This is a genomic window from Methylobacterium sp. Gmos1 (assembly GCF_053764715.1).
This window is the reverse complement of the sequence record NZ_JBSNCC010000024.1, coordinates 43,047-58,524: the sequence shown is the minus strand read 5'-3', so window position 1 is coordinate 58,524 and position 15,478 is coordinate 43,047. Positions and strand designations below refer to the sequence as shown.

The 15,478-nt window shown below is 71.0% G+C and carries 18 protein-coding genes; 9 read left to right on the top strand and 9 right to left on the bottom strand.

The genetic code is table 11. The features are described from left to right. Nucleotides 1-15: 15 nt before the first annotated feature. From ACS5PV_RS28765 to ACS5PV_RS28740, 6 genes are all read right to left on the bottom strand, one after another. Nucleotides 16-711 carry a response regulator transcription factor gene (locus ACS5PV_RS28765; RefSeq protein WP_455398774.1) on the bottom strand — a complete coding sequence of 232 codons (696 nt, stop codon included), beginning with the start codon at nucleotides 709-711 and terminating at the stop codon, nucleotides 16-18. Nucleotides 712-1,100: 389 nt separating this feature from the next. After that, nucleotides 1,101-1,808, bottom strand: coding sequence for a glutathione S-transferase (locus tag ACS5PV_RS28760; protein WP_455398753.1), 708 nt, complete (start codon nucleotides 1,806-1,808; stop codon nucleotides 1,101-1,103). Between the two features lie 51 nt (nucleotides 1,809-1,859). Further along, a complete protein-coding gene (locus tag ACS5PV_RS28755; RefSeq protein ID WP_455398752.1) occupies nucleotides 1,860-2,573 on the bottom strand; it encodes a YidB family protein in 714 nt (237 codons plus the stop codon). Nucleotides 2,574-2,679: 106 nt separating this feature from the next. After that, nucleotides 2,680-3,081, bottom strand: coding sequence for a thiol-disulfide oxidoreductase DCC family protein (locus ACS5PV_RS28750; RefSeq protein WP_455398751.1), 402 nt, complete (start codon nucleotides 3,079-3,081; stop codon nucleotides 2,680-2,682). After that, a complete protein-coding gene (locus ACS5PV_RS28745) occupies nucleotides 3,078-3,386 on the bottom strand; it encodes a hypothetical protein (RefSeq protein WP_455398750.1) in 309 nt (102 codons plus the stop codon). The genes ACS5PV_RS28750 and ACS5PV_RS28745 overlap by 4 nt, the downstream gene beginning before the upstream one ends. Before the next feature lie 251 nt (nucleotides 3,387-3,637). Then, nucleotides 3,638-3,901: a hypothetical protein gene (locus ACS5PV_RS28740; RefSeq protein WP_455398749.1), complete on the bottom strand. Its 264-nt coding sequence runs from the start codon at nucleotides 3,899-3,901 to the stop codon at nucleotides 3,638-3,640. Nucleotides 3,902-4,213: 312 nt separating this feature from the next. Here ACS5PV_RS28740 and ACS5PV_RS28735 point away from each other — a divergent pair, with 312 nt between their 5' ends. From ACS5PV_RS28735 to ACS5PV_RS28720, 4 genes are all read left to right on the top strand, one after another. After that, a complete protein-coding gene (locus ACS5PV_RS28735) occupies nucleotides 4,214-4,609 on the top strand; it encodes a VOC family protein (RefSeq protein WP_455398748.1) in 396 nt (131 codons plus the stop codon). Nucleotides 4,610-4,704: 95 nt separating this feature from the next. Next, nucleotides 4,705-5,253 (top strand): twin-arginine translocation signal domain-containing protein, encoded by a 549-nt coding sequence (locus tag ACS5PV_RS28730; RefSeq protein WP_455398747.1) that lies wholly within the window; start codon nucleotides 4,705-4,707, stop codon nucleotides 5,251-5,253. A gap of 105 nt (nucleotides 5,254-5,358) precedes the next feature. Next, nucleotides 5,359-6,927, top strand: coding sequence for a GMC family oxidoreductase (locus ACS5PV_RS28725; RefSeq protein WP_455398746.1), 1,569 nt, complete (start codon nucleotides 5,359-5,361; stop codon nucleotides 6,925-6,927). Continuing rightward, nucleotides 6,927-7,304 (top strand): hypothetical protein, encoded by a 378-nt coding sequence (locus ACS5PV_RS28720; RefSeq protein WP_455398745.1) that lies wholly within the window; start codon nucleotides 6,927-6,929, stop codon nucleotides 7,302-7,304. The genes ACS5PV_RS28725 and ACS5PV_RS28720 overlap by 1 nt, the downstream gene beginning before the upstream one ends. A 282-nt stretch (nucleotides 7,305-7,586) precedes the next feature. Here ACS5PV_RS28720 and ACS5PV_RS28715 read toward each other — a convergent pair whose 3' ends face one another. Both ACS5PV_RS28715 and ACS5PV_RS28710 read right to left on the bottom strand, forming a co-directional pair. Continuing rightward, on the bottom strand, nucleotides 7,587-7,913 hold the full coding sequence (locus ACS5PV_RS28715) for a hypothetical protein (RefSeq protein ID WP_455398744.1): 327 nt from the start codon (nucleotides 7,911-7,913) through the stop codon (nucleotides 7,587-7,589). Continuing rightward, nucleotides 7,913-8,035: a hypothetical protein gene (locus ACS5PV_RS28710; RefSeq protein WP_455398743.1), complete on the bottom strand. Its 123-nt coding sequence runs from the start codon at nucleotides 8,033-8,035 to the stop codon at nucleotides 7,913-7,915. Before ACS5PV_RS28710 ends, ACS5PV_RS28715 begins: the two co-directional genes overlap by 1 nt. Nucleotides 8,036-8,320: 285 nt before the next feature. Here ACS5PV_RS28710 and ACS5PV_RS28705 point away from each other — a divergent pair, with 285 nt between their 5' ends. After that, nucleotides 8,321-8,584: a DUF3297 family protein gene (locus ACS5PV_RS28705; protein ID WP_455398742.1), complete on the top strand. Its 264-nt coding sequence runs from the start codon at nucleotides 8,321-8,323 to the stop codon at nucleotides 8,582-8,584. Here the strand turns inward: ACS5PV_RS28705 and ACS5PV_RS28700 are convergent. Next, complete coding sequence (locus ACS5PV_RS28700; protein ID WP_455398741.1) at nucleotides 8,571-9,080, bottom strand: VOC family protein; 510 nt, start codon at nucleotides 9,078-9,080, stop codon at nucleotides 8,571-8,573. The genes ACS5PV_RS28705 and ACS5PV_RS28700 overlap by 14 nt on opposite strands. A gap of 123 nt (nucleotides 9,081-9,203) precedes the next feature. Between ACS5PV_RS28700 and ACS5PV_RS28695 the strand changes: the two genes are divergently transcribed. The 4 genes from ACS5PV_RS28695 (at nucleotide 9,204) to lexA (ending at nucleotide 15,108) form a co-directional block, all read left to right on the top strand. After that, complete coding sequence (locus tag ACS5PV_RS28695; RefSeq protein ID WP_455398740.1) at nucleotides 9,204-10,178, top strand: LysR family transcriptional regulator; 975 nt, start codon at nucleotides 9,204-9,206, stop codon at nucleotides 10,176-10,178. Next, the gene (locus tag ACS5PV_RS28690; RefSeq protein WP_455398739.1) at nucleotides 10,175-11,245 is read left to right on the top strand and encodes a PAS domain-containing protein; all 1,071 of its coding nucleotides are present in this window, start codon (nucleotides 10,175-10,177) and stop codon (nucleotides 11,243-11,245) included. The genes ACS5PV_RS28695 and ACS5PV_RS28690 overlap by 4 nt, the downstream gene beginning before the upstream one ends. Nucleotides 11,246-11,317: 72 nt before the next feature. Beyond that, nucleotides 11,318-14,083, top strand: coding sequence for an excinuclease ABC subunit UvrB (uvrB, locus tag ACS5PV_RS28685; protein WP_455398738.1), 2,766 nt, complete (start codon nucleotides 11,318-11,320; stop codon nucleotides 14,081-14,083). Between the two features lie 287 nt (nucleotides 14,084-14,370). After that, nucleotides 14,371-15,108: a transcriptional repressor LexA gene (gene lexA, locus ACS5PV_RS28680; RefSeq protein WP_455398737.1), complete on the top strand. Its 738-nt coding sequence runs from the start codon at nucleotides 14,371-14,373 to the stop codon at nucleotides 15,106-15,108. Nucleotides 15,109-15,478: the final 370 nt, after the last annotated feature.

Genomic DNA, 15,478 nt, shown 5'->3' with positions numbered 1-15,478 from the left:
TACAGGGGAGGGGGATCAGCCGACGAAGGTGTAGCCGGCCAGGCGCTTGGCCTCGATCGGGTCGTAGCCCAGCCGCATCCGCAGCTTCTTGCGCAGCTTGCTGATATGGCCCTCGACCACGCTCTCGTCGACCGCCGCGTCGAGGTCGCCGTAGACCGCCTTGAAGATCTGGCCCTTGGTCACCGGCCGGCCGCGGTTGCGGGCGAGGTAGTCCAGGATGTCGCGCTCGCGCCGCGGCAGCAGCAGGCTCTGGCCGTCGATCTCGGGATCGCGCCCGTCGGTATGCACCGTCAGGCGACCGCTCTTGTCCGGCGTGCTCGCGGGCTTGACCTCGCTGCGGTTGGTCCGGCGGCGGATGGCGCCGGCCCGGGCGATGATCTCGCGCACGTGGACCGGCTTGCGCACCACGTCGTCGATGCCGGCGGTGAACAGCGCCAGGGTCTGCTCGAGGGAGCGGGTCTCGTTGAGGGCGATGATCGGCGCGCCGGACAGGCTGCGCAGGACGGCGGTGAAGGCGGTGCGGTCGGCGCAGTCGCCGATGACGAAGCCTTCCACCCCGGCGAGGTCCTGGGCGAGGTCCCCGGGCGACGTGGCGTCGATCCAGGTTCGGACGTCCCGCACGTCCAGGCCCCGAGCCGCCACACCCTCCACGCTGAAGCCCGCGACAACCTGCGCGGCAACGCTTTCCCGCTCGTCGACCACGATGTACACGCCAGCCCCCAAGATTTATTCGAGATTTTTTGACGAGTGTTCTCGTCCCGGCGCCGTGATCGGCGGCGGGTTTGCTTGTTCTTGTATTTTCGAAATCATGCCCGACCTTCGCGGTGGACGCGCGATGCTGTCAGACTTGAGCGCCGAGGCGCGATTTGGTGAACGATTTGTTAAGGGGAGTTTCGTCCCGAAATGGTTAATTTTCCGTTAAGTACTGGTATCGACCGTTCGATCGCGGCCACACCCTGTGGCAGCGCGGCAACGCACCATTCCTGAAATCGAGCAAATACAGGGGTTTAGGAAAATCCATGCTGCGCCGCCGGCCTGTGGCGTCCGGGCGACAGCACCGGGTGTCGTTGGGGGAAGTCGCGACGCCTTTACGGCCGCTCTCAGCCGTCGAGCTCCGGGTAGCGCCGGAAAATCCCCTCCTGGTTGAAGGGGACGCGCCGGTCGCTCGCCAGGTAGGCGGCGATGCGCGGCCGGGCAGCCACGAGCCGGTGCAGGGCGACGACCTTCGGCGTGGCGGCAAGGGCCCGCTCGGTCGCGCGCGGAAAGGCGTAGGCGAGGCCCTCGACGAGCTGGAACAGCGACAGGTCGGCGTAGCTCAGGCGGTCGCCGACGACGTGGCGCGGGCCGGCGGGGTTGGTGGCGAGCACCCGCTCGAGCCAGTCGAGGAATTTCGGGATCCGGTTCTCGCGAAAATCCTCGGCCCGGCGGGCGGCCTCTTTCCGCTGCTGCTCGTAGTACAGGGCGGCGGCGATCGGGTGGTGGCTGTCATGGGCCTCGGCCACCGCGTCGGCGATGGTGAGCTGGATCTGGTGGGTCCAGATCCGGTCGGCCTCGCTGTCGCCGACGAGGCCGAGGCGCGGCCCGAGATGGAGCAGGATCGCGGCGGTCTGGCCGATCACCAGGTCGCCGTCGCGCAGGTAGGGCGGCGCGAAGGGCGGGCGGGGCGGGGCGTCGAGGCCCGCGATCATGCCGTCGATGCCGTCCTCGCGGGCGACGTCGACGTACTCGGCGCCGGTCTCCTCCAGGGCGAGGCGGACGAACTCGCCCCGGCCCTGGATCAGCGGCCAGTAATGCAGCTCGTAGGCCATCGACGCTTCCTTCGTCCGGGGCGCCCGGCCGATGCCGGCGCCGGTGCGGGCTCACCAGCCGCGCATCTCGTCGTGGTTCGGGCGCCGCCCCTGCGGCGTCAGCCCGTCGACCACGCCCGGCAGCACCTGGGCGAGCTGCGCCAGCAGGTCGTTCCGCTCCAGGCCGGTCTGCCGGCTCAGGGTCTCGACCGTGTCGGGGCCGAGCGCCTGGGCGAGCTGCTGCGGCTGGATCGGCCGGTTGTGGCCGGGCCCGATCCACGACTCGATCATCTCGCCGAGGCCACCCTGACGGAACCGGTCGATGAGCTGGTCGAGGCCGCCGCCGGCGGCATCCTCCGGCTGCTCCCGGTCGAGGCGGGAATACGGGCCGGCGCCCTGGTCGAACGGGTTCTGCATGCTTCCGCCCCCGGGGGAGGGGGATGCGGTGCCGCCGCCCGGGCCGTCGAGCATCCCGGAAAGGTCGGAATAGGGGTTGTTCGGGTCCTCGCCGCGCCGGGAGCGGGGCTCGTCCCGCGGGTCGGGCGCGCCGTAGCCGTGCGGGTCCGGGGCGTAGCCGTCGTCGGGCCCGGATTGCGGCGCCGGCCGGCGGCCGCCGCCGAAGATGTCGCCGAAGCCGCCGTGCATCGCCTTGGCGGCGAGCAGCATCAGCAGCGCCTTGACCAGCGGCGACATCGCCCCCGCGCCGCCCCCGCCTCTCTCCTCCTGCCGGCCGCCGCCGAGGACGTTGCCGAGCACCGAACCGATGACCTGATCGAGCAGACCCATGGGTGCCTCCCCCCGCGCCCTTGTCGCGTATGGTAACGTGTCGCGCGATGGTAAACGGGGTTGGCCGGAAGCGGTTGCCTTCGGTCAGCGCCTATCCGGGCAGCGGCTACAGGATGCGGTCGCGGTAGCGCGCGGGCGCCACCCAGCAGCTGTCGCGCTTGCCGAACAGGCGGTAGCGGTTGCGCGCGACGAGGCGGTAGACCGGATCGCGCAGCCGGGCCGGGATCAGGCGGACGATCCGGGCGAGCCGCCAGGGAAACCCGAGCGTCTCGTAGATGTGCAGGACGGCGTCGCTGTCCCGGCGCACGCGGTCGCCCTCGACGACCAGCAGGCTCGCCGGATCGGCCGGATCCATGCCGTGCCGGCGATAGAGCGCCCGGCCGGTCTCGCCCTGCATAGACGCGAGGCGGAACCTCGCCGCGCGGTCGCGCTCGAGGACGAGGCGGGCATTGGCCGAGCACAGCACGCATTCGGCATCGAACAGGATGATCGGGCCGGGGGCGCTCATCGCCCGTCGCCGGCCCCGTTGCCGCCGCCGGTGGCGCGCCGGTCCTTGGCGTCGAGCTGGTCGAGGGGGTTGGTGCGCGAGCGGGCGTGGCCGCTCAGGCCCGTGTCGCCGGGCATCACCTTGGTGTCGGGGCTGATCGCCTGCGGCGGCGCGACCCCGGGATCGCCGCGGCGCGCGCCGTCGGGGACGTCGGCCCGGGTCGGCTGGTCGCGCCGGTCGGAGATCGCGAGGGCGGGGGCGGCGCTCGCCGCAGAGAATGCAGCCGTGAGAAGCAGGGCGGCGGCGAGACGGGCGAGCGGGGGCATGGCGGGTCTCCTGCGGTGGTCTCGCAGGGGCAAAGCGGCCCGAAGCTCTGCGGTTCCGTCGCCGGCGCGGGAAATGCCGCTCAAACGGGAAGGACCGCCCCGGGGGGCGGTCCTTCGGCAGAATTACATGTTCATCAGAGCGCTGGCGGTGCCGACCACCGTCATGGCGAGGCCGCCGGCCAGAACACCGATCATGCCGTAAGACACGGCGCGCAGAAGCTTCATCTCGCTCATTGTCCGTCTCCGTCAGGTTAGCAGCGGTATCCGCCGGCGGTCTGGCCGTACTGCTTGACCGGGAAGTTCTGCTGCTTGGCGTTGCCCTCGGCGGCCGAGCTCATCGGGCACGAGCCGTAGAACGGGACGCTGTCGTTGGCCGAGCCGATCGAGCCGGTGGTCTCGACGTCCTGGGTCCGGAACGGGTTGACGGGAGCGTTGGGGCTGAATGCCATGGCGGACGAGATCGGAGCGGCGCCAAGGACAATCGCGGTGACGACGGCGGCGATGCGGGTCTTCATGTGGTATTCAGTCTCCTTGTCGCAGTGCCTGCCGGGGGTTCGGCCTGCCTCTGTTGCGATGATTGGAATATAGGTGGCGCGTCCGTCCCGCGATGTGTCCTCGCGCACGCGGCGGAGTGGAACAGGAATTCACCCGTCCCCGTGAGCGGTAGGCGGCTTGCCCGTGCCTTCCCGTGCGGGAGGGTCGCGCCCGGGCGGCGCCGCGAGCCGGCGCGCGTCACATCCCGCTACCACCGCGGCCCGCTTCCCTGGAGCTAGTCTAAGCGGCGACACCCGAGCGGTGGCTCACGCGAAACGAGGTTCCTGCTGCCGATGGCCAAGCCCGTCCACTCGATGATCCGCGTCCTCGACGAGGAGCGCTCCCGCGCCTACTACGCCCGCGCCTTCGGCCTGGAGCTCGCCGAGCGCATCGGCTTCGACGGTTTCGCGCTCGTCTACCTGCGCCATCCCTCGTCGCCGTTCGAGCTGGAACTGACGGTCAACTTCGACCGCACCGAGCCCTACGACCTCGGCAACGGCTACGGCCACCTCGCGGTGGTGGTGGACGACGTCGACGCCGAGCACGCCCGCTTCACGCGAGAAGGCCTGCCCGCCACCCCGGTCAAGGACTTCCAGCACCAGGGCAAGACGCTCGCCCGCTTCTTCTTCGCCACCGATCCCGACGGCTACAAGATCGAGGTGATCCAGAAGGGCGGCCGCTTCGGCTGAGCCGATCCCGCCAGCCCGGCAAGCGCGCAAAGACGCGTCCCGGGCCGGCGCACCGACCGAGCACGGACAAGAAACAGCGAAAGAGGAGACACCCGATGAGAGAAGTCGATCCGCGCACGCGGTTCAGCCGCCGCGGCTTCCTGCAGAGCGCCGCCGTCGCCGCACCGGCCGCGGCCATCGCCACCGGCGCCGGGCTCCAGGTCTCGGAGGCCTGGGCCGAGAACGGCGCGGCGCTGGCGCCGGCCGAGCTGAAGACCCTGGTGAAGATGGCGCGGGACATCTACCCGCACGACTTCCTCGCCGACGTCTACTACATCACGGCGATCAAGCCCTGGGACGGCAAGGCCGCCGCCGACCCGGCGGTGAAGACGCTCTTGAAGGAGGGCGTGCGCCGCCTCGACGAGGATTCCCAGGCCCGCCTCAAGGTCAACTACGCCCAGATCGGCTGGGAGGCCGACCGGGTCGCGGTGCTGGAAGGCATCAGCCACACCGACTTCTTCAAGAAGATCCGCTCCGACCTCGTCGTCTCGCTCTACAACCAGCCGGAGCTGTGGCCAAAATTCGGCTACGAGGGCTCGTCGGCCGACAAGGGCGGCTACATCAACCGCGGCTTCAACGACATCGACTGGCTGCCGAAGGTCTGACCGGCCGGTCATCCTTCAAAAACCGAACGTCGACCAAAGAACAATCAACGAACGACCGCGCAGGACCGGCCGCGACCGGCCGTGCGGAGCGGAGCGGAGGAAACCATGGCCACATTCGACCTGAACGACGACGGCCTCGTCGTCATCGTCGGCTCGGGCGCCGGCGGCGGCACGCTCGGCACCGAGCTGGCGCTCAAGGGCATCCGCTGCGTCATCCTCGAGGCGGGCGCGCGCCACAACATGGAGGATTTCGTCAACGACGAATGGGCGAGCTTCGCCCAGCTCGCCTGGACCGACATGCGCACCACCTCGGGCTCGTGGCGGGTGGCGCGGGACTTCCCCAACCTGCCGGCCTGGATCGTCAAGGCGGTCGGCGGCTCGACGGTGCACTGGGCCGGCGCGTCCCTGCGCTTCGAGGAGCACGAGTTCCGCATCCGCGACCATTATGGCGCGATCCCCGGCGCCAACCTCCTCGACTGGCCGCTGACCCGGGCCGAGCTCGATCCCTGGTACGAGAAGGCCGAGGACCGGATGGGCGTGACGCGCACCAACGGCATCCCGGGCCTGCCGGGCAACAACAACTTCAAGGTGATGGAGGCCGGCGCCCGCCGCGTCGGCTACAAGGAGGTCCATACCGGGCGGATGGCGATCAACAGCGAGGAGCGCCACGACCGCGGCGCGTGCCAGCAGATCGGCTTCTGCTTCCAGGGCTGCAAGTCGGGCGCCAAGTGGTCGACCCTGATCGCCGAGATCCCCCGCGGCGAGGAGACCGGCAACCTGGAGGTGCGCCCGAACTGCATGGCCCTGCGCATCGAGCACGACGCGTCGGGCAAGGTCACGGGCGTGGTCTACGCCGATGCCGACGGCAAGCTCCAGCGCCAGAAGGCCCGCATCGTCGCGGTGGCCGGCAACTCGATCGAGAGCCCGCGGCTCCTCCTCAACAGTGCCTCGAACCTCTTTCCCGACGGGCTCGCCAATTCCTCGGGGCAGGTCGGCCGCAACTACCTGCGCCACATGACCGGCAGCGTCTACGGCGTGTTCGAGAAGTCGGTGCACATGTACCGCGGCACCACCATGGCGGGCATCATCCGCGACGAGGCGCACCACGACCCCAAGCGCGGCTTTGCCGGCGGCTACGAGATGGAGACGGTCTCCCTCGGCCTGCCGTTCATGGCCGCCTTCCTCAATCCCGGCGCCTGGGGCCGCTCCTTCACCAGCGCGATGGAGCAGTACCCGCGCATGGCCGGGATGTGGCTCGTCGGCGAGGACCTGCCGCAGGAGACGAACCGCATCACCCTCGATCCGGTCGTCAAGGACAAGCACGGCATGCCGGTGGCGAGCGTCCACTACGACGACCACCCCAACGACGTCGCGATGCGCAACCACGCCTACCAGCGCGGCGCGGCGATCTACGAGGCGGTCGGCGCCACCGTCACCTACCCGGTCACGCCCTATCCGAGCACCCACAACATGGGCACCAACCGGATGAGCTTAAAGCCGCGGGACGGGGTCCTGAACAAGTTCGGCCAGACCCACGACGTCAAGAACCTGTTCGTCTCCGACGGCAGCCAGTTCACGAGCGGCGCGGCCTGCAACCCGACCCTGACCATCGTGGCGCTGGCGCTCCGCCAGGCCGACCACATCGCCGGCGCGATGCAGCGGCGGGAGATCTGATGCGCCCCATCCCCACCCTCGTCCTGCTCGCGGCGCTCGCCGCTGGCCCCGCCCTGGCGCAAGGGACCTCGGCACAGGGCTCGGCCACCCCCGCCCCGCCGTCGCGCCAGCCCGGCGGGGCCGCGGCCTACCCGAACAGCCCCGGGGGCCAGCCGGCGGCGGAGCGGGACGGCCGCTCCGTCGCGACCGACCACGCCGCCTGTCCGGGCCCCGGCCCGTGCCCGGCGGCGCCCGGGCCCTCCGGCGCGGCGGATGCGAGCCGGACCCCGGCGCCGAGCAGCTCGGTCGGGCAGGCCGGCCCGGTGCCGAGCACCGCCTATCCGGACGCGCCCGGCGGGATGCCGTCGAACCGGCCGGACGGCACGGCGCCGCGGTGAGCCGCGTTCTCCGGACCGGTCATCGGTTCGGCGACTGTCATGGTGCAGGTGGATCCCGGCAGTCTTTCCGCCGACGATTCTGACGGCACGGGTTCTCCCTCCCCCCGACGGAACTCGGGCTTGCCCGAGTTCCGTCGGGGGGAGGGAGAACCCGTGCCCTTTCCTCCTGTCCGGACAGTCCTATGGAACGGGGTGAGGGGGCATCGCCTGGGCCGTAGGCTCGGCCGGCGCGCTCATCCGCGAAGGCCCGCGTAAGATTTGCACATCGATCGGCGACCACCCTCACGCCCGCCCCTGCACCGGCAGGTCGGCGAGGGTCGTCCGGGAGCGCTCGATCAGGGCGGCCGCCAGCATCGCCTCGAGGCGGATCAGGTCCTCGTCGGGCTCTGGCTGGCAGCCGCACCCGCAGCGCGGCACCGGGCCGTGCAGGGAGGCGATCTGGCGGTAGAGCGTGCCGACGGTGCGGGCGGCGGCCTCCAGCGCCGCCATCGGCGGCAGCGGGCCGCGCTCCAGGGCGTCCCAGAAGGCGAGGGTCAGGGCCTGCTCCAGGGCGGCCTGCCCGCGAGATTCGGCCTCTTCCCGAAGGCGCTCGCGTTGATGCAGGGTCATCATCGCCCGCTCCCCGATTCGCCGAAGAAGCCGACCAGCCGCTCCCAGGGTAGGCCGACCGGCGGCCATCCTTCGCGGATCAGGCCCGCGCAGCCGTGAATCAGGATCAGCGCTCGCGCCATCGCGGCCTCCATCTCGGATCGTGCCGGGGTCCGGCGCGCCCTGGATGCAGCACGTTCTCGGCGCGCGCAAGATCTAAGAGCGATTTTGGAGATCTTCTACTTTGAAATCACCAATCTATATTGTCACGTGAATTATGAAAATTCCAGAGAGCGGACCGGCCCAGGGGGCGGATTGGCAGCGGCGCGCGGAGCGGCTACTGGGGCGCCGACGCATGGTCCGGGCTCGCCAGCCCGACCCCTTGCCCGACCTCTTCCCCGACCTCCTGCCCCAAGGCTTCGAGACCGATGACCGACACCCCGCCCGACCGCCTCAGCACTGATCCGCGCAGCCCCTTCCACGACGCCGCCCTGCTGGAGCGCGGCGTCGGCGTGCGCTTCAAGGGCGTCGAGAAGACCAACGTCGAGGAGTATTGCGTCAGCGAGGGCTGGGTGCGGCTCGCGGCCGGCAACGCCAAGGACCGCTTCGGCAACCCGATGACCGTGAAGCTGAAGGGCCCGGTCGAGCCCTATTTCCGCACCCCCGAGGCCGACGCGCCTAGCGCCGGGTAGCCCCGCCCTGCGAGGGAGCCTCCGCCCGCAGGGCGGCGAGGTCGATGCGGCGGGTCACCATCTGCAATCCGCCGGCTTCGTCCCGCGGCCACTCGGCCTCGGGCCGGTCGCGGTACAGCTCCACCCCGTTGCGGTCCGGGTCGTCGAGGTAGAGCGCCTCGCTGACGCCGTGGTCGCTCGCGCCGGTGAGCGGGATGCCGGCGGCGTCGAGCCGGGCGAGCGCGTCGGCCAGCGCCGCCCGGGTCGGGTACAGGATCGCCGTGTGGTAGAGCCCGGTGCTCCCGGGCGGCGGCGGCGCCCCGCCGGCGCTGTCCCAGGTGTTGAGCCCGATATGGTGGTGGTAGCCGCCGGCCGACACGAAGGCGGCCTGGCTGCCGTAGCGCTGCATCAGCGCGAAGCCGAGCACCCCGCAATAGAAGCCGAGCGCCCGGTCGAGGTCGGCCACCCGCAGGTGGACGTGCCCGATGCGGGTCCGTGGGTCGATCGGTGCGCTCATCGGCTCGGTCTCCGGTGACGACGTGTTGGCGCCAGGCTGTCTGCGCACACTGCAACGTTTGAGAATGTCCGGAAATCCGGCATGTCGTAGCATCACTTCACACGCTCAGAGTGAGATCGAGCCGTGCCCGACCGGCTGACCGGAATGCAGATCTTCGTGCGGGTCGCCGCGACCGGCAGCCTCTCGGCCGCCGCGCGGGCGCTCGGCCTGTCGCAGAGCGGCGTCACCAAGCACGTCGCCGCCCTCGAGGACCGGCTCGGCGCCCGGCTCCTGCACCGCACCACCCGCCGCCTGACCCTGACCGAGGCCGGCCGGCGCTATCTCGAGGCCTGCGAGCGCATCCTCGCCGAGATCGACGAGGCGGAGGCCGCGGCCGGCGCCGAGGCGATGGAGCCCCGCGGCACCCTGCGGCTCAACGTGCCGGTCTCGTTCGGGGTGCTGCACGTTGCTCCGGCGCTGGCCGAGTTCGGGCAGGCCCACCCGTCGCTGACGGTCGAGCTCGGCCTCAACGACCGGCCGGTCGACCTGATCGAGGAGGGCTGGGACCTGGCGCTGCGGATCGGCCACCTGCGCGATTCGAGCCTGGTCGCCCGGGCGCTGGCGCCGTGCCGGATGCGGGTCTGCGCCGCGCCGTCCTACCTCGCCGCCCACGGCCGGCCGCGCCGGCCGGAGGACCTGATGCGGCACAACTGCCTCGGCTACACCCTGGCGAGCAGCGACGGCTGGCGCTTCGAGGCCGGCACCGTCGCGGTCTCGGGCTCGCTGCGCGCCTCGAACGGCGCCGCCCTGGTGGCGGCGGCCGCCGCCGGGCTCGGGGTGATCTACCAGCCGACCTTCCTGGTCGCCGAGGCCCTGCGCCACGGCCGCCTGGTGGGGCTCGATCTCGGGCCCGTGCCGTCCCTGCCGATCCACGCGGTGATGCCCTCGCGCCGCCGCCCGCCCGCCAAGGTCCGGGCCCTGGTGGCGTTCGTGGCGGACCGCTTCGCCGACCCGCCCTGGGATCGCGGCCTGCCCGACCCGCTCGGGAGCGATGATCCGCTGCCCCTCACCCTGGTGCCGGAGCCGGCCGCTCCGCGCGAGCCCGCGAGGCTGTCATGACCCGGGACGCCACGCCGCCCGGCCTTCCCCGGCGCCCCGAGGAGGATTTGACCGGGCTCGATTTCCCCGACCGGGACTTCCTGCGGCTGATCGAGAGCCACGGCCTGACCGGCAGCTGGACCTGGGATTTCGACCGCAACGAGCAGGTCTGGTCGCCGGGCCTCTACCGGCTGCTCGGCTTCGAGCCCGGCGGCGTGCGGGCGGATTTCGGGTTGTTCCTCAGCCTCGTCCATCCCGAGGACCGGCCGCTGATCGAGACCAACGGTGCGGTGATGCGGGAGGGGATCTTCAACGACCACACCGTCCGGGTGATCCGGCCCGACGGGTCGCTGCGGGTGCTGGCCAGCCGCGGCACCGCCTACTTCACTCCCGCCGGCCGGCCCCGCGCGGTGGCCGGGGTGGTGCTGGACGTGACCGACGCCGAGCGCCTGGCCGGCCTGCACCGCGAGGAGCAGCGCCGCAAGCGGGCCCTGTTCGAGCAGGCGCAGACCTGGATGCACGCCTCGCCCTACTCGGATTCGCTGCGCATCGCCTCGCGCGAACTCCTGAGCCTCACCGGCCTGAGCCAGCAGGATTTCCACGACGACTGGACCCGGATCCTGGTGCCGGAGGAGCGCGGGCGCGTCTACGACCAGGTCCTGGCCCGGGTCGAGGCCGGGCGGCCCTTCGTGACGGAGAACCACCTCGCCCTGGCCGGCGGCGAGCGGGGCCTGTTCCGCGGCGTGTTCGTCCCGGTGCGCGGCGCCGACGGGCGGATCGAGACCTGGGCCAGCCTGAATTCCCGGATCGACGGGATGCGGCCGGTGCCCACGGGCGCGGTGCGGCGCAGCCTGGAGCAGGCGGTCCAGGGCGCGCATCTGCGCGCCGCCCGCGGCCTGCTCGACTGGTCGATGGCCGAGCTCGCCGAAGCGAGCGGCCTCTCGCTCTCGACCATCCGGCGCCTGGAGGAGGGCAGCGAGGGGCCGGCGGCCCGCAGCCGCCACGCCGCCATCGAGGCGCTGCGCCGGGCCGGCATCGGCTTCCTGCTCGTCGAGGGCGACGCGATCGCGGTCGCCAAGGTGCGGTGAGCCGCACGAGGTGGTCAAGGTGCGCTGACGAGAGCCCTTTCCGGCCCCGGCAGGGCTTGCCATATCACCTCCATGCCAGCCCCGAAGAAGCCCCGCCTGTCGACCGGCAAGGCCTCCAAGCCCGAGCTGAAGCCGCTCGACCCGTTCCTCGCCGAGCTGTTGAACCCGGCGCTGAACCGCGACCGCCTGCCCGTCGTGGAACCGCCGCCGCCCGAGTCGCCGAAGCGCGGGCGCCCGCGCAAGGACGCGGCCGCGGCCCCCGGGACGGCACCGTCCGGGTCCGGCCGCAAGGCCAAGCGCTCCGGGGCCGCGGCCCCGGGCGGCTTCGGCGAGGCGCCGCAGGCCGCCTTCGCGCACGGCGATGCGGCCGACGTCGACCCGGCGCTCGCCCAGGCGCTGGGCCTGCGCGAGCCGGACGGCGAGGCGGTGGAGGAGCGCGGGTCGCTGGCGGCCGAGGGCGTCTCGGCGACGGTCGACGCGCTGACCAAGCTCCTCACCGAGGGCAACCCGCTGTTCAAGAACGGCGAGCTGTGGCGCCCGCACCGCCCCGAGCGGCCGCAGAAGTCGGAGGGCGGCGTCCCGTTCCGGCTGAACTCGGAATTCACCCCGGCGGGCGACCAGCCGCGCGCCATCGCCGAGCTCGTCGCCGGCGTGAAGGGCGCCGAGCGCGACCAGGTGCTCCTCGGCGTCACCGGCTCGGGCAAGACCTTCACGATGGCGAAGGTCATCGAGGAGACCCAGCGCCCGGCCCTGATCCTCGCCCCCAACAAGACCCTGGCGGCGCAGCTCTACGGCGAGTTCAAGAGCTTCTTCCCCGACAACGCGGTGGAATATTTCGTCTCGTACTACGACTATTACCAGCCCGAGGCTTATGTGCCGCGCTCCGACACCTTCATCGAGAAGGAGTCGTCGATCAACGAGCAGATCGACCGGATGCGCCACTCCGCCACCCGGGCGCTCCTGGAGCGCGACGACGTCATCATCGTCGCCTCGGTCTCGTGCATCTACGGCATCGGCTCGGTCGAGACCTACACGGCGATGTCGTTCACCGTCAGCCTCGGCGAGAAGATCGAGCAGCGCCAACTCGTCGCCGACCTGGTGGCGCTGCAATACAAGCGCATCCAGTCCGACTTCGCCCGCGGCACCTTCCGGGTCCGCGGCGACGTGATCGAGCTGTGGCCGGCCCACCTGGAAGACCGCGGCTGGCGCATCGGTCTGTTCGGCGACGAGATCGAGGCGATCTCCGAGTTCGATCCGCTCACCGGCAAGACCCTCAACACGCTCAAGTTCGTCAAGGTCTACGCCAACAGCCACTACGTCACGCCGCGCCCGACACTCCAGCAGGCGGTCAAGGGCATCAAGGACGAGCTGAAGTGGCGGGTCGAGGAGCTGACCCGGATGGGCCGGCTGATCGAGGCGCAGCGCCTGGAGCAGCGCTGCACCTTCGACCTCGAGATGATCGAGGCGACGGGGGCCTGCAACGGCATCGAGAACTATTCGCGCTACCTCACCGGCCGCAAGCCCGGCGAGCCGCCGCCGACCCTGTTCGAGTACCTGCCCGACAACGCGCTGGTCTTCACCGACGAGAGCCACGTCACGGTCTCGCAGATCGGCGGCATGTACCGGGGCGACTTCCGCCGCAAGGCGACGCTCGCCGAGTACGGCTTCCGGCTGCCCTCCTGCCTCGACAACCGCCCGTTGCGGTTCGAGGAATGGGACGCGATGCGCCCGCAATCGATCCATGTCTCGGCGACGCCCGCGAAGTGGGAGCTGGAGCAGACCGGCGGCGTCTTCGCCGAGCAGGTCATCCGTCCGACCGGCCTCGTCGATCCCGTCATCGAGGTGCGCCCGGCCCGCTCCCAGGTCGATGATCTTCTGGGGGAAGTGAAGGAGGTCGCCGCCGCCGGCTACCGGACGCTCGTGACGACGCTCACCAAGCGCATGGCCGAGGACCTGACCGAGTACCTGCACGAGAACGGCGTGCGGGTGCGCTACATGCACTCCGACATCGACACCCTGGAGCGCATCGAGATCATCCGCGACCTGCGCCTCGGCGCCTTCGACGTGCTCATCGGCATCAACCTCCTGCGCGAGGGCCTCGACATCCCGGAATGCGCCCTCGTCGGCATCCTCGACGCCGACAAGGAAGGATTCCTGCGCTCCGAGACCTCGCTGATCCAGACCATCGGCCGGGCCGCCCGCAACGCCGAGGCCCGCTGCATCCTCTACGCCGACCACATCACCGGCTCGATGGAGCGGGCGATGGCCGAGACCGAGCGCCGGCGCAAGAAGCAGCTCGCCTACAACGAGGAGCACGGCATCACGCCGCAGAGCGTGAAGCGCAACATCTCGGACATCCTGGAGAGCGTCTACGAGCGCGACCACGTCCAGGTCGATACGGGCTTGGCCAAGTCCGCCGTCACGGTCGGCCACAACCTCAAGGCGGTGATGGCCGACCTCGAGAAGCGGATGCGGACGGCCGCCGCCGATCTCGACTTCGAGGAGGCGGCGCGGCTTCGCGACGAACTCAAGCGGCTCCAGGCGACCGAGCTCGCCATCGCCGACGACCCGATGGCCGAGCAGGCCGAGGTCGAGCGCGAGGCCGGCCGCTTCGGCGCCAAGCGCAAGCGGCGCGGCGCGGAGCCCCTGGGCTACGGGCCGGGCGGCAAGGGCACCTCCGACGAGGGCACCCGCATCCGCGAGCCCGACCTCGACGACATGGGCCCGGGCACCGACCGCGAGGTGCCCTTCACCTACGCCGAGCGCCCGACCGGCCGCTCGACGCAAGGCTTTCCGGGCCAGCGGCCGAAATACAAGGGGCGCAAGGGGCGGGGGTGATCCTCCTCGATCGAGGTCGATCGCTCCCACGTCCGCCGGCCGTCCTGCGCGACCGCCGAACTCCTCCTCGCTCGGGAGCCGGCGCCCGTCCGCCGCTGGCGCATCGTCGTCCGGCCGGTCGCACCGCCCGCTTTGCATGCCCGGCCGCGCCCGAACTGGCCGCGATGTCCTCGTTCTGCTGTGTTCTCGCGCCGCAGGTGCGGACCCGCTTGCGGAACACTTGCGGAACGCTTACCATGTTCGCGATTTGTTTCCGGAGCGCGCCAGCGCGGGGATGAGAGTGTCACATGCTCACGCGTAAGCAGTTGGACCTGCTCCGCTTCATTCAGCAGAGAATGCGCGAGACGGGCGTACCCCCGTCCTTCGACGAGATGAAGGACGCCCTCGATCTCAAGTCGAAGTCGGGCATCCACCGCCTGATCACGGCGCTCGAGGAGCGCGGCTTCCTGCGCCGCCTGCCGAACCGGGCCCGGGCGATCGAGGTGATCCGCCTGCCCGACACGGTGACGGGGCCGGCGCAGGCCGCGCCGAGCGCCGAGGTGGTGCGGTTCAACCCCAGCGTGGTCGAGGGCGGGCGCGCCCACGAGCCGAAGCGGCCCGCCGGCATCCCGGCGATGGCGACGGCCTCGGACGAGAACGGCCACTCGGTCAGCGTGCCGGTGATGGGCCGGATCGCCGCCGGTACGCCGATCTCGGCGATCCAGAGCCAGAGCCGCACGGTGGCGATGTCGCCGGACTTCCTGGCCAGCGGCGAGCACTACGCGCTCGAAGTGCGCGGCGACTCGATGATCGAGGCCGGCATCCTCGACGGCGACCTCGTGGTGATCCGCCGCCAGGAGACCGCCAATACCGGCGACATCATCGTGGCGCTGATCGACGACGAGGAGGCGACCCTCAAGCGCCTGCGCCGCCGCGGCTCCTCGATCGCGCTGGAGGCCGCCAACCCGGCCTACGAGACCCGGGTGCTCGGGCCGGACCGGGTGCGGATCCAGGGAAGGCTGGTGAGCCTGGTGCGGAAGTACTGAGACCTTCCCGGGAATGGCGCCCGAACTCTCCCCCCTCTGCGCAGGGCTGTCCGGGGAAAACTTCTTTAAAATCAAGCGCGGGATCCCCTCTCCCGTGTGGGAGAGGGATAGGGGTGAGGGTGGCTCGGCTTCCGCAATAATCCTGAACAGTTGAGCTGTGCAGCTCGACACTTTCAGCTTTACACGGGAGCCGAGCCACCCTCACTCCCGGCCCCTCTCCCATACGGGAGAGGGGAGACGCGCCACTTCTTTTCCCGGACAACCCTGCCCTCTGCGGGGGAGAGTGCCCGGCGGATGCCGGGCGGGAGAGGGGTAGCGCGACGCTGTTCCAGTGGGCGCCCTTCACGACGGCTCCACCATATCCGGAAGC

Excerpts from the sequence above, each read along its gene's own strand:
- ACS5PV_RS28755 (WP_455398752.1), bottom strand. The coding sequence starts at position 2,573 with ATGGGTCTGCTCGATCAGGTCATCGGTTCGGTGCTCGGCAACGTCCTC.
- ACS5PV_RS28760 (WP_455398753.1), bottom strand. The coding sequence starts at position 1,808 with ATGGCCTACGAGCTGCATTACTGGCCGCTGATCCAGGGCCGGGGCGAG.
- ACS5PV_RS28730 (WP_455398747.1), top strand. The coding sequence starts at position 4,705 with ATGAGAGAAGTCGATCCGCGCACGCGGTTCAGCCGCCGCGGCTTCCTG.
- ACS5PV_RS28700 (WP_455398741.1), bottom strand. The coding sequence starts at position 9,080 with ATGAGCGCACCGATCGACCCACGGACCCGCATCGGGCACGTCCACCTG.
- ACS5PV_RS28720 (WP_455398745.1), top strand. The coding sequence starts at position 6,927 with ATGCGCCCCATCCCCACCCTCGTCCTGCTCGCGGCGCTCGCCGCTGGC.
- ACS5PV_RS28705 (WP_455398742.1), top strand. The coding sequence starts at position 8,321 with ATGACCGACACCCCGCCCGACCGCCTCAGCACTGATCCGCGCAGCCCC.
- ACS5PV_RS28725 (WP_455398746.1), top strand. The coding sequence starts at position 5,359 with ATGGCCACATTCGACCTGAACGACGACGGCCTCGTCGTCATCGTCGGC.
- ACS5PV_RS28735 (WP_455398748.1), top strand. The coding sequence starts at position 4,214 with ATGGCCAAGCCCGTCCACTCGATGATCCGCGTCCTCGACGAGGAGCGC.
- uvrB (WP_455398738.1), top strand. The coding sequence starts at position 11,318 with ATGCCAGCCCCGAAGAAGCCCCGCCTGTCGACCGGCAAGGCCTCCAAG.
- ACS5PV_RS28745 (WP_455398750.1), bottom strand. The coding sequence starts at position 3,386 with ATGCCCCCGCTCGCCCGTCTCGCCGCCGCCCTGCTTCTCACGGCTGCA.
- ACS5PV_RS28715 (WP_455398744.1), bottom strand. The coding sequence starts at position 7,913 with ATGACCCTGCATCAACGCGAGCGCCTTCGGGAAGAGGCCGAATCTCGC.
- ACS5PV_RS28690 (WP_455398739.1), top strand. The coding sequence starts at position 10,175 with ATGACCCGGGACGCCACGCCGCCCGGCCTTCCCCGGCGCCCCGAGGAG.
- ACS5PV_RS28750 (WP_455398751.1), bottom strand. The coding sequence starts at position 3,081 with ATGAGCGCCCCCGGCCCGATCATCCTGTTCGATGCCGAATGCGTGCTG.
- ACS5PV_RS28740 (WP_455398749.1), bottom strand. The coding sequence starts at position 3,901 with ATGAAGACCCGCATCGCCGCCGTCGTCACCGCGATTGTCCTTGGCGCC.
- lexA (WP_455398737.1), top strand. The coding sequence starts at position 14,371 with ATGCTCACGCGTAAGCAGTTGGACCTGCTCCGCTTCATTCAGCAGAGA.
- ACS5PV_RS28710 (WP_455398743.1), bottom strand. The coding sequence starts at position 8,035 with ATGGCGCGAGCGCTGATCCTGATTCACGGCTGCGCGGGCCTGATCCGC.